The following is a 12,132-nucleotide window of genomic DNA, read 5'->3' as shown; positions in this document are numbered from 1 at the left end:
TATGTGTCTATCGGTACCGGCTGAGGTCGCCGAACTCCTTCCCGGTGACATGGCCATTGTGTCCATCGATGGCGTCAGCTTGGAAATATCGATTGCGCTGATCGATGATCTCGCCGTGGGGGATTACGTCCTTGTCCATGTCGGCTACGCCCTGGTCAAAATCGACCCCGCGGAAGCTGAGCGTACGCTGGAGCTCCTGCAGGAACTAGGTAGCGTCGGGCAGGAGCTCGGGTCATGAAATATGCCGACGAATTTCGCGACAAGACCATTGCCCAGCGTCTCGCGCAGACGATCGGCACTGACGCCAATCCACAACGGGTCTACCGGTTCATGGAGTTTTGCGGCGGCCACACGCATGCGATCGCCCGCTATGGCCTGGAGGACCTGCTCCCGGCGAATGTCCGCTTGATCCACGGGCCGGGCTGTCCGGTCTGTGTTCTGCCCAGTAGCCGGATCGACATGGCGATCCGGTTAGTCGCCCGGCCGCAGGTCACTCTCTGTGTCTACGGCGACCTGATGCGTGTGCCCGGCACGCAAGGACAATCCCTGTTACGAGCCAGGGCGCTCGGCGCTGACATTCGAATGGTCTATTCGACGCTTGATGCGATCCGGATCGCCGAGCACACGCCGGATCAGGAGGTGGTCTTTTTTGCCATTGGATTTGAGACCACGGCGCCTGCGACGGCAGTGATGATCCGGCTTGCCAAGAAGAAGCGGCTGAAGAATCTCAGCGTGTTCTGCAACCACGTGCTGACGCCCCCGGCGATGCAAAGCATTCTCGATAGTCCCGATCGCCACGATGTCGGTCGGGCCGAAATCGACGGCTTTATCGGGCCTGCGCATGTCAGCACCATCATCGGTACGGAGCCTTACGGGCGTTTGGCCGACGAATTTGGCGAGCCGATCGTGATCGCGGGATTTGAGCCACTCGACCTGATGCAGGCCATCCTGATGCTGGTGCGGCAGGTGAATGACGGCCGATCTGAGGTGCAGAACCAATATAGCCGTGCGGTGAAGCGTGAAGGCAACCACCGCGCCATCGAAGAGATGTCTAACGTGTTTGAGCTCCGCGACCAATTCGAATGGCGCGGGCTTGGGCTCATACCCGATAGTGGGCTGAAGCTGAAGCGAGCTTACGCCAAATTCGATGCCGAGATGCGTTTCGTGATGCACGAACTGCCCGTTGCCGACAATCCGGCGTGTGAGTGCGGGGCCATCCTGCGCGGCGTGAAGAGGCCCGTCGACTGCAAGCTATTCGGAACGGGTTGCACGCCGGAAACCCCCATAGGATCCTGCATGGTCTCATCGGAAGGCGCCTGTGCCGCGCACTGGACGTATGGCCGGGGCCGCGACCATCAGCTGCGGCGGGCGTGATGCGAGTGAAATCCTATCAGCGCAAGCTCGATATCAAGAATGGATGCATCGATCTTTCCCACGGTTCCGGGGGCCGCGCCACGACGGAGCTGGTCCTCGGCCTGTTTCACGAAGCGTTCGGCAACGAATGGCTCGCCCGTTGCAATGATCAGTCGGCCTTCGGTGTCCGCTCGGGCAGGATGGTGATGACGACTGACAGCTATGTGGTTTCACCGCTGTTCTTTCCCGGCGGCAATATTGGGTCACTCGCGGTGCACGGCACAATCAACGATGTCGCAATGGCCGGTGCGCGCCCACTCTATCTTTCGGCAAGTTTCATCCTTGAAGAGGGCTTCCGGCTCTCGGATCTGAAGACGATTGCGGATTCGATGGGTGCAGCAGCCCGTGCCGCCGGCGTTCACATCATCACGGGTGACACCAAGGTCGTCGAGCGGGGCAAGGCGGATGGTCTGTTCATCTCGACGACGGGGGTTGGCGTTCTGGCCAACGGGCTCGAGCTGTCCGCCGAGAACGCACGGATCGGCGACCGGGTACTGGTTTCTGGCTGCCTCGGCGACCATGGGGTTGCGATCATGTCGCGACGCCATAACCTCGCTTTCCAGGTCGACATTGTCTCGGATTCCGCAGCTCTGCATGATCTTGTCGCCGGAATGGTTGCGGCCGGCGGCGCCAGCATCCGGGTGATGCGCGACCCCACGCGCGGCGGTCTTGCCGCAACGCTCAACGAGATCGCGCACCAATCGAGCCTTGGATTCCGCCTGCAGGAAGAGGCGATCCCGGTAAAGCCGGCCGTTACGGCTGCCTGCGAACTCCTTGGGCTTGATCCGCTCCATGTTGCCAACGAGGGCAAACTCGTTGCAATCGTGGCGGCAGATATGGCGGATGCCGTGCTTGCCGCCATGAAGGCCCATCCGCTCGGGTCCGATGCAGCTGATATCGGCGAAGCGGTCGCCGATCATCATCATTTGGTGCAGATGTCGACCAGCTTTGGCGGCGGACGAATTGTCGACTGGTTGTCGGGCGAACAACTGCCTCGGATTTGTTGAAGGTGCCAGTGCCGGCACGAAGGACTGGTTCGGCTTCCGGGAAGTCCCAATTGTTTCGCCTCTGGAGTTGGCGTGTCATCTTGAAATACTTAGTGTGCGCGCCGCATCGCGCGACTTCGACCTGGGAACTGCGGCCATGGGTGTTGTTTGCTTTGCGACGTAGCCAACCAGCGTTGTTGTGCGTGCGACGGTCATGAATGATGTGCAAACGCAGCACGGTCAATTGGGCCGCACAGACCGATCCGAAAATCAAGCCGTAATGTGCTATCGAGGCTTCAATGCCGCTCTGAGGCTCACACCACAGGACGCCGCGCGTCATCTTCACAATGGCATCACACTTGCTACGAGTGGAACGTTCCGCCCGACGTTTCATCGTCCAGCCGTGCATCGCCCGCAGGCGAGCGCACAAAGGTGGTCGGCGCCACGCTTGCGGGTTCTTTTCGCCGGAGTGCCCTGTGTTATCGTTTACCGGTCGGCCAGCCGGCTCGCTCGCGACCCGATTAGCATTTTTCGTTGCCGGATTCGGCTTTGCCTCATGGGCGCCTCTGGTGCCGCTCGCCAAGGAGCGGCTGGCGATCGATGATGGCGTGCTTGGTCTGGTGTTGCTCTGGCTTGGCGTTGGATCCGCTGTTGCTATGCTCGTCACCGGCGCGGCGAATGCGCGTTACGGCAGCCAGACCATCATCCTTGGTGGCGGTTTTGGCTTGGCGCTCATCCTGCCGTGGCTTGCTGTGGCCAGCACTCCTCTTTGGCTCGGCGCCGTGCTGTTTGCTTTCGGGGTTTCGCTTGGCTCGATCGACATAGCCATGAACGTTCACGCGACCGAAGTCGAGCGCGCCGCCGGCCGTCCGTTGATGTCCGGCTTCCACGCCCAGTTCTGCATTGGCGAAGTTGCGGGCTGCGCTATGATGACCACCTCCCTCTCGCTCGGGACTGACGCGCTTGTTCCAACATCGATCTGTTCGGCGCTGATGACGATTGCACTTGTATTGGCATGGCCGCGGTTTCTCGCAACGGGTCGGACCGAGCAACGGCTAGGATTCGTCCTGCCCGATCGCGGCGTGTTGCTCATAGCAACGCTTGCGGCCATGACCTTTCTCGTTGAAGGCGCAATGCTCGACTGGAGTGCCTTGTTTCTCGTTGATCAAGGTGTTGTCTCGAAGGCGCATGGCGGCTTCGGTTATATGTTGTTTTCTATTGCCATGACGGCAGGGCGCCTCGGCGGAGATGCCGTCGTGACGCGGCTCGGCGATCGCACCACATTGATGCTCGGAACTCTGCCGATCATGGCGGGTTTTGCGGCGCTGCTAGCGGCGCCTGTTGGGGCGATTGCCATGGCGGGATGCCTGCTTATCGGATTGGGTGCTGCGAATATAGTGCCGGTGCTGTGCCGCCAGGCCGGCAAACAGAAGATAATGCCGGCTCGCATTGCAATCGCAGTCACCACGACGGCCGGCTACACTGGTCTGTTCGTCGGTCCTGCTATCGTCGGCCTTATCTCAAACATGGCTGGCCTCCCATGGGCATTCGCAATGCTGGGCGTGCTCCTGTGCTCGGTCACGCTCGCGGCGCCAATTGTGATGGCGGACCGGCACTGACTTGTGGTGTGGCTGCCCTTGCAAATTCGGCTTTTGATGGGTTCATCCGCCGTCTGCGCGCCATTTTCCAACAGACGACGTTCCACAAGGCGACGCCGCGACTGGCCGTTCAGGCGGCATGGGGACCGTATGCCGCCGCAATGGTTCGAAGATGCGTCCGGCTTTCCGGCAGTCATTCATCCTGCCTTTCGCTCCGGTTCGACGCCATTCTCCAGCAGCTGGATGTCCAAACTTGAGATCTCCGGCATGGCCTTGCCCGCGATGGCTTGAAGATCTCCGACCATCCCGACCGTCGAGTCGACGACGGCCAAAATTTGCGTTTCCCGCTTGGCCCACTGCCGCCCCATGAATTTTCGTTCCTTGTCGAGGTCATCACGCATGTCGTTGAACTTCTCAACCACGGCGTCCACCCGCTGCCGGAATTTAGTCCCCGTCAGGTAATGGTAGACCTGCTCCATCTTCGATTGCTGGCCTTGCTGCACAAGGCGCGAGCCGGTGACGTCAATAAGTGCCTGACGGAGGGCCACCGCAACCGGCAGAGCGCATCGGGGGTGCGTCACCCATATCCCGTCAATCAGGTCGAAGTGTTCGACATGTTTTGGAAGCGCCTGTGATACAATGAGCGCAACATCGGCTCCGCAGCGGCGCTGATCATCCCGGAGCTTGCCAAGCCACCCGTCGCTCCAAGCCTTGGTGCGCTTGGATTCCCAGAGGATAATGCCCGCGGCCTGCCCGATAGAGCCATTGACCTGCTGCACGACGTCTGCGCCAAGTTCGCCTTTGCCCACCGGCTCAATCAGGTCAGTTGGAAAGCGGCCGCGAAGAACACCTTCCAGCTCAAGCTCCAGGACCTCGCCCTGCGATTGTTGTGACCCTTGCTCAGCCTTACGCTTGAGCTCCTCGATTGTGCGGGCCATCGATTCGATTGTCTGGTCTTTTTCCGCGACTCGCAGGCGAGCGGCTTCGTCAGCTTCCTGCCTTGCCTTTGCCTGGATCTGTTCAGCTGAAGCCTGGACACGTTTCTCAATGGTCAGATCAAGCTCGCGCTTCTCGTCATCGAGTGCTCGTTGCTTGCGGATAAGTTCGGCCTGGGCCTGCTGCGCCTCCGCCAGCTTGGTGTTGTTCGCCTCGAGAATCTGCCGGAGCTCGGCCAATTCGATCGTACGTGCCTGCAGTTCAGCTGCGGCCGCATCGCGCGCTTTCTTGGCCTCCATTGCGACAAGTTGGCTGCGCTCGGCCGCCAACCGTCGAGCCACCTGGTCTTCGATCAGCTCCCGGTCCTTTTGCAGCTGTTCGCGCTCCTGCCGCAGCGCTTCGGTCTTGCGCGCGACCTCCACGTCCTTGCTGGCGAGTTGTTCTTGGAAGCGCTGGCGGGTTTCCGCGAGAAGCGGGGCGGCGAGCGATTCGGTCAGCCGGATCTCGTGGTTGCAATTCGGACAATGAAGGGTGGGCTCGTGGGCGCTGGTGGCTGCGGTCGCACTAAATGTCATGAACCCTCCCGATCTGCGGCTAGGGCGGGATAAACCTGATCGCCCGGCTTTGCCCCGCTTCAGGTATTGGCTTTATCGCTATTTCAACGTTCCGGTCGAATGCCGTAATCCCTCGCAGCGGCTTTTCCACTGAAACCAGCTTGAAATGCCAACGAAGCAGCTGGAAAGGCCGGGTCAGTTTGTGTCGACCGCCAGAGGTTTCAATCTGGTCATCTCCCGCTCCTCCGCGAACCCTCAAGCTATGGTGGGCAGGGTTTTCTTTCGCTCATCGTCGAACCTTCTTTCGTTGCCTTGTGGATTGCTTCACGATCTCGACAGTTGCTGGACTGTGTCATTCCACGCAAAGATGTCATATCTCCAGTCAGGATCCGTCTGTCCGAAATCCTGCGTAACAGCTTAGATGTTGCAGAATTTCTGCGCCATCTGGCCGCCTCCTCATCAGTATTGCAGCGTCCTTCCGACTAAAAGGAACGCTGAGGCAGGGAGGATTGCAAATGAAGCTCGGTGTTCCCAAGGAAATCAAAGCGCACGAATATCGCGTGGGCCTGACCCCGGGAGCTGTCCGCGAATATGTAGCAGCTGGCCACAACGTGATGGTCGAGACCAACGCCGGCGCCGGGATTGGCGCAACTGACGACAATTATCGCAACGCTGGCGCAGCTATTGTGGAGTCCGCGCGCGAGGTATTCAGCTTGAGCGAGATGATCATAAAGGTCAAGGAGCCCCAGCCGTCCGAATGGGTTCAGCTGCGAGAGGGCCAGATCCTCTTCACCTATCTACATCTGGCTCCAGATCCCGAGCAAGCCAAGGGACTGCTCAAATCCGGCTGCACCGCGATCGCCTACGAAACCGTGACTGACCCGCATGGCGGCCTTCCACTGCTGGCGCCGATGAGCGAGGTCGCGGGCAGGCTTGCCATCGAAGCGGCAGGTAGCGCCCTGAAGCGGTATGCGGGCGGTCGGGGGCTGTTGATCGGTGGCGTGCCCGGTGTTCCGCCGGCTCGCATCGTGGTGATCGGTGGAGGCGTTGTCGGGACGCATGCGGCGCGCATGGCGGTCGGTTTGGGTGCTGAGGTTACGATCATCGACCGCTCGATACCGCGGCTTCGTGAGCTGGATGAACTCTTCGAGGGGCGCGTTCGTACCAGGTTCTCGACAATCGACGCCGTGGAGCAGGAGGTCTTTGCGGCGGACGTCGTCATTGGCGCGGTGCTTGTTCCGGGCGCCAGCGCACCGAAACTTGTTAGCCGCGGCATGTTGAGCTCGATGCGCAAGGGAGCGGTGATCGTGGATGTCGCTATCGATCAGGGCGGCTGCCTTGAAACGTCACACCCGACAACCCACGATGATCCAACTTACGAGGTGGACGGCATCATTCATTATTGCGTAGCCAATATGCCTGGAGCTGTCCCGCTGACCTCGAGCCAGGCCTTGAACAACGCCACGCTGCCATTCGGCTTGGCGCTCGCGAAAAAGGGATTTGCTGCCGTGCTCGAAAATCCGCACCTGCGCGCGGGTCTCAATGTCCATCGCGGCCGGCTGACTTACAAGGCTGTGGCCGAGAGCCTCGGCCTGCCATTCTCACCGATCGAACAGGCTGCGGCCTGATCCCAGAGACCCTTAAGGGCGTTTCCTCCCTGACTTGGGCCACTCGTTTGGAGTGGCCCTTTTTTTACGCCATCGATCTCTTGAGCGCAGGTTGAACTTCCTGACAAAAATAAATTGTTTAACTTCAATTGCTTAACGGCAGGCAAACTGATTGAAATCACTGCCCAGGATCACCGAAACATCAAGGCATACCAGGCTTGGGAAAGAAGAAATCGAAAAAGAGCCGTCGGTCGCTCGAATTACCCATTGTCCTTTTCCTTCCCTAGGTGTCTGGTTTCTGGGTGTGGGGGAATTAGCTATGCTTATCCCTCATTCTGGGAGGACCTATGGGCCAGATACTCCATGGCAGCGCCACGACCACGCACGCCATCCGAGCGGCAATACAGCGATCGAAGGCTTCGCTCAAAGAATTAGCCGCACAGCACGGTCTTAATCAGAAGACCGTCTCCAAGTGGCATAAACGCGCCTTTGTCCACGATGCGCCGATGGGCCCCACGACCGTGCGCTCGACCGCGAAGGAGGCGATGATCGTCGCCTTCCGCAAGCACACGTTGCTGCCTCCGGATGACTGTCTCTACGCACTGCAGGCAACGATGCCGCATCTCACGCGCTCGTCCTTGCACCGCTGCCTGCAACGCCACGGGATCAGCCGCCTGCCCGAGATCGCCGGCGACAAGCCCGCCAAGCAGCCCTTCAAGCGACACTTCTTGCAGCGCAACATCATCAGGTAAATCACGGATGTTGTGAAGCGCCAAGTTCATCAGTTCCGGTCGTGTCAAAAACAACCCGCGCACCATCTCTAGAGCACCAGCGACAAGCAGAACCTGCCAGTCGTGATAGTAGCATCGACCGCGTCGAACACATATAATTGCTCGTCCCCTTCGGGTCGAATATTGGTGAGAAATTGCTCCCAAGGTAAAAAGGGAGCGTTACCAACGCCCATAAAAATGAGATCGCGGCCCGGCTGGTCGTCCCGATCGAGTGGATGCTTCGATTCACCGTCTGCGTCGAAACGATGCCACCAGCGAAGCGCTTTAGAGAGACTAGTCGCCAGCTCTCGCTCATCGTGTGTCGGGGGCAAGTGTGGAGACTGTCGCGTCTTTCGATAACAAAAGAAACGGGCCAACGGATGCGAGCCACGGGCAGAACGATGCGCTGCTTCTCCAAAATTTCAAGCAGCCGCTGCAAATATCGTCGGAGCGAGGCGAAGGTCTGCGATAATGACGCCAAAGTCTCGGGACGAGATGTAACGGCCGGTGGAAGCCGTGTCATGGTCCTGAATTGCGCAATATCGGTGAGCCTGCGTCGATGGATGAGAATACAGACCATCTGACCAAGCGAGCGCTTGATCAAGCACGCTCGCGCCAGGTCGCGCCCGCAAATAGCCCCGTAGTATCCTTCGTCTGGGAATGCCGGTCGCTTCAGACGAAGTATCGCCATCTGTCGCTCATACTCAGCCCAACGAAATCTCTCTTCCTGCTATCGAAGCTGAAACTCTCGCTTGAACTCCATTTCGTCTTTTTGAATTTGCTGTTCTATGAGCAAGGAGAGCTAAAGCCATGTCCCCGTTAGAAGCAATCGCCCGTTGGTTGGAAGCGCAAGACTTGGATACTCAGCTCGAGATTGCTGCTTTCGCGACATTCTCAATCTTTGGGGACGGTGACATTCTCAGGCTTGGCGCATCGGAGCAGCTCGAGGCTCTTCAGCGATGGTTGACCGAGTCAGGATTGGATTCGCGGGCCGCCGCAGGCCGTGCCCTAACCTTCCGAGTATTCTTCGAGTACTTTGCCGAGGGTCGAATTGCGGGCGCCGGATGGAAACGAACCGAAGAGCTGCTGAGCAAGTCTCTGGAAGCTGCTAAAAGTGACGGTAAGTTTGCGGCGGCGCGCAAGGCGCAAAGGAAGCTACAACTTTTGCCAGTCCGAAAAGAGAACTGGTACCTCGTTGCGAAATCCTGGAATGGGTTGGCGGCGACGCACCTAACACGCGAGGCTCTCAATATTGGAGCGCCGTCAAGATGGGACCTGAGGGTTATTTCAAGTCGCGACTATCCTCCATTGGGGGCCCTCGGTCGGAGCGTCGCGGACACCCCTTAATTCTACTAGCGGACCCCCTTCGAATGAGCGGGCCGGGCTTCGGAGATCGCCGGCTGCTCCAGGAGGGCGAACGGCTGAGCTGCTGCCGGTTTGATGGACACCGGGATTAGGTGTTTCATGAAGCCGGAGGTTAGAGGCGGAAGTTCAGTCGCGAGTTCAAGATCGAGGCGGTCAAGCTGGTTAGGGAGCGTGGGGTGTCGGTGGCGCAGGCCGGGCGCGACTTGGATGTTCATGAGAACGTTCTGCGCAAATGGGTGAAGGAGTTCGGCTCCGATCCGGTGCAGGCCTTTCCCGGCCACGGGCAGTTGAATCCGGAGCAGCAGGAGATCGAGCGGTTGCCTCGTGAGGTCGTCAAGTTGAAGGCCGAGCGGAATATCCAAAAAAAGCCGCAGCCTTCTTCGCGAAGGAGGCGACATGAAGTTCGTCTTCATCGCGAAGCACCGGGCGATCTGGCCGGTGGCATGGCTATGCGAGGCGCTGGGGCTGCCGCGGTCGGGCTTCCATACCTGGCTGAATCGCTCGCCCAGCGCCAGATCCCGCAGCGATGAAGAGCTCGGCGGCAAGGTGAAGGCCAGCTTCATGGCGAGCGACCGCACCTATGGTGCGCGCCGGGTGTGGCGTGATCTGCTCGCCAGCCGTTCCGGCAACGTCTGGGACAACCCGGCGATGGAGACCTTCTTCTCGTCGCTCAAGATCGAACGGACCGACAACAAGATCTACCGAACCAGAGACGAGGCACGAGCGCGATGTGTTCGACTACATCGAAAGATTTTACACCACGATCCGCAGGCACTCGACCATCGGCTATCTCAGCCCGGTTGAGTTCGATCGCAAGGTGGGATTAGCTTAACCTGGTGTCCATCAAAACCGGCAGCAGCTCAGTTGACTGAGACCTAAGCAGCCGTTGGGCAACGCATAACGCGGTTTGGTTGTGAGTTCCACGCTCGCTGTTGATGCGATTCACCATGGGGAGTGGTAGGTCACCGATTGGCAGTGTCAAATTTTTTAGACGGCTCATGCGTTTCATGTCGTTGTCATCCGGGAAGCGCAGGATATGTATGTACTTGCTCTGGTCACCCAAAAAGGCGGTAGCGGCAAGAGCACGCTGGCGGTCGAAGTTGCAGTCGCAGCGATGGGAAACGGGGAGCGCGTCGCAATTGTCGAGGCGGATGCACAAGGCACGATATCAAAATGGAAAGAGCGGCGCGGCCACCCCTATCCGCGGGTCGTTCGGATCTCCGATCCCGCCGAAATAGAACGGGCTCTCGTCGGCCTTGAAGCTGAGGGAACCTGGCTTACGGTCATCGATACCGCCGCCACCAACAATGTACAGGCCATGCTCGCCATCGCAAAAGCCGATCTTTGCCTGATCCCGGTGCGTCCGAGTCTGGCCGACATCGAAGCTGCGATACCGACGCTGATTGCTATTCGTAGGCTCAACCACCGATTCGCTTTCATCCTCAATCAGGCGCACCGCGGGGCTGCCGTTTGAGTGAAGCTGCAACGTCGCTCAATTCGCTCGGGGTGCTTGCGCTTCCCTGTGTCGGACAGCGCAATGACCACCGGGACGCGCTTGGGGCAGGATTAGGCGTGACCGAGTTTGCACAAGAGGGAAGAGCCTCGGAGGAAGTTCGTGAGCTGTGGCGCTGGGTCTTGAAAAAGCTTGTCGAGGAGTCCTTAGATCATGAGTCACACGCAAAAACGGCGCCGTGCTAGCCATACGCGCTGTGTGCGACGCTCGCTGGTGGAGCTTACTGCGGCGGCGAGCCGAGCCGTTGACGATGGCCTGTTTGTGTTGTCCAGTGGGATTGCTGCTTCCAATCCGCGATCGGAGCACACAGGTGAGAAGACGTCTGATCAAACAATGCTTGCGAGGCAAGCGACGGCTCCGAATCCCATTGCGGTGCTTGAATCTCGGAATGCGGCGGCGCCGCGCAAGGACGGACTCCTAAATTCCGACACTACCACCGAGATGATGGTGAGGATTGCCCACCTCGTGGAAACACGAGGTGGGAGGCAAAGCGACGTCGAAAGACATCGGCAGTTCCGGTCTTGAAAGCAATTTTTTGACCATACTCAGAGAAGCCGCAACGGAGTTCCGCGCTGATGCGGCCGAGTTGATCGTGCAGAAGGAACCAACCGACAACGCGGGGTAGTCGCAACTGCGATATATACGGCGGCTCACTGACGAGGCGGTCAGATTGCTGGACGATCTTCAGCGCGGCAAGCTGGAGAATCAGGCGAACTTCATCCTGAGCGAATGCTTCAGAGAAGCCGCCAGCGCATTCTCTATGATCAATCAGCAGCTCAAGCGTGACGGCTATGCCGCGAGCATTGATCCATCAATTTTCATCTGGCTTGCCAATATCACCGAACCGGAGACCCGCGAAACCGGGACCATGCGGCTTAAGGTCGTACCCAACCACCAAGGTCGTCCAAGCGCATACGCGCGCCAAGTCGCTCAGTTCATCTGGCACCTTGTCGAGGGGCAAGGCTGCCGGCGGCAAATCGCACATCGAGCCGCGCTCACGAAGTTCACCATAAGCGCGAGTTTCGCCGAGGCGGCCTATTCCTTTTGGGAGCTGCTCTTCAAACGGGCGGGACTGCACGTGAAGATGCTGACCCGCATTTCAGATTCAGAAATGTAAAGCTAAGCAGCGCGGGCATTTGGCCTACCGATTTGACTGAGGCGAGGCCCCTGAGAGGACTGCCCGGCACCTTCGTTCGAGCTTTGGACGCACGCGATCGGCCCTGATGACCGCCGCAGCCTTCTCCTGTGCCGAGTCCAGGACGCCTGCGCGATCTCCGTCTTCCAGCGGCAAATGATATTGATCTGGCTGCAGCTTGTCGGACTTCGCTCCGAACTTCTCTCGGCGTACTTCTCCGAGAATGACCTCTGACCGGCGCCCCGTTTCTTTGGG

General features: G+C 59.1%; 10 protein-coding genes and 2 pseudogenes. 11 read left to right on the top strand and 1 reads right to left on the bottom strand.

What is annotated here, in order from left to right; all coding sequences use genetic code 11:
- The first annotated feature begins 1 nt into the window (after position 1).
- The 4 genes from QA639_RS35050 to QA639_RS35035 all read left to right on the top strand — a co-directional run bounded on the left by QA639_RS35050 (position 2) and on the right by QA639_RS35035 (position 4,018).
- Complete coding sequence (locus QA639_RS35050; RefSeq protein WP_283088415.1) at positions 2-238, top strand: HypC/HybG/HupF family hydrogenase formation chaperone; 237 nt, start codon at positions 2-4, stop codon at positions 236-238.
- A complete protein-coding gene (gene hypD, locus QA639_RS35045) occupies positions 235-1,374 on the top strand; it encodes a hydrogenase formation protein HypD (RefSeq protein ID WP_283088414.1) in 1,140 nt (379 codons plus the stop codon). The genes QA639_RS35050 and hypD overlap by 4 nt, the downstream gene beginning before the upstream one ends.
- Positions 1,374-2,420: a hydrogenase expression/formation protein HypE gene (hypE, locus tag QA639_RS35040; protein WP_283088413.1), complete on the top strand. Its 1,047-nt coding sequence runs from the start codon at positions 1,374-1,376 to the stop codon at positions 2,418-2,420. The genes hypD and hypE overlap by 1 nt, the downstream gene beginning before the upstream one ends.
- Before the next feature lie 545 nt (positions 2,421-2,965).
- Entirely contained in the window at positions 2,966-4,018 is a 1,053-nt protein-coding gene (locus QA639_RS35035; RefSeq protein WP_283090672.1) for an MFS transporter, read from the top strand.
- Positions 4,019-4,194: 176 nt separating this feature from the next.
- Here QA639_RS35035 and QA639_RS35030 read toward each other — a convergent pair whose 3' ends face one another.
- The gene (locus QA639_RS35030; protein WP_283088412.1) at positions 4,195-5,508 is read right to left on the bottom strand and encodes a DUF2130 domain-containing protein; all 1,314 of its coding nucleotides are present in this window, start codon (positions 5,506-5,508) and stop codon (positions 4,195-4,197) included.
- Positions 5,509-6,002: 494 nt separating this feature from the next.
- On the opposite strand from QA639_RS35030, the gene ald reads away from it, so the two are divergent.
- The 7 genes and pseudogenes from ald to QA639_RS34995 all read left to right on the top strand — a co-directional run bounded on the left by ald (position 6,003) and on the right by QA639_RS34995 (position 11,859).
- The gene (gene ald / locus QA639_RS35025) at positions 6,003-7,115 is read left to right on the top strand and encodes an alanine dehydrogenase (protein WP_283088411.1); all 1,113 of its coding nucleotides are present in this window, start codon (positions 6,003-6,005) and stop codon (positions 7,113-7,115) included.
- A 326-nt stretch (positions 7,116-7,441) separates the two neighbouring features.
- Positions 7,442-7,819, top strand: a pseudogene (locus tag QA639_RS35020) (transposase family protein); the annotation flags it as partial.
- An 855-nt stretch (positions 7,820-8,674) separates the two neighbouring features.
- Positions 8,675-9,211, top strand: coding sequence for a hypothetical protein (locus tag QA639_RS35015; RefSeq protein ID WP_283088410.1), 537 nt, complete (start codon positions 8,675-8,677; stop codon positions 9,209-9,211).
- Between the two features lie 161 nt (positions 9,212-9,372).
- Positions 9,373-10,061 (top strand): annotated as a pseudogene (locus QA639_RS35010) (transposase).
- A 204-nt stretch (positions 10,062-10,265) separates the two neighbouring features.
- The gene (locus QA639_RS35005; protein WP_283088409.1) at positions 10,266-10,703 is read left to right on the top strand and encodes a ParA family protein; all 438 of its coding nucleotides are present in this window, start codon (positions 10,266-10,268) and stop codon (positions 10,701-10,703) included.
- A gap of 517 nt (positions 10,704-11,220) precedes the next feature.
- Positions 11,221-11,367, top strand: coding sequence for a hypothetical protein (locus tag QA639_RS35000; protein WP_283088408.1), 147 nt, complete (start codon positions 11,221-11,223; stop codon positions 11,365-11,367).
- A 45-nt stretch (positions 11,368-11,412) separates the two neighbouring features.
- Entirely contained in the window at positions 11,413-11,859 is a 447-nt protein-coding gene (locus QA639_RS34995) for a hypothetical protein (RefSeq protein WP_283088407.1), read from the top strand.
- The last annotated feature ends 273 nt before the right edge of the window (positions 11,860-12,132 follow it).

Origin of the sequence: Bradyrhizobium pachyrhizi (genome assembly GCF_029714545.1) — a bacterium.
In the GTDB taxonomy this organism is placed as follows: domain Bacteria; phylum Pseudomonadota; class Alphaproteobacteria; order Rhizobiales; family Xanthobacteraceae; genus Bradyrhizobium; species Bradyrhizobium pachyrhizi.
This window is presented reverse-complemented; position numbering and strand designations above follow the sequence as displayed.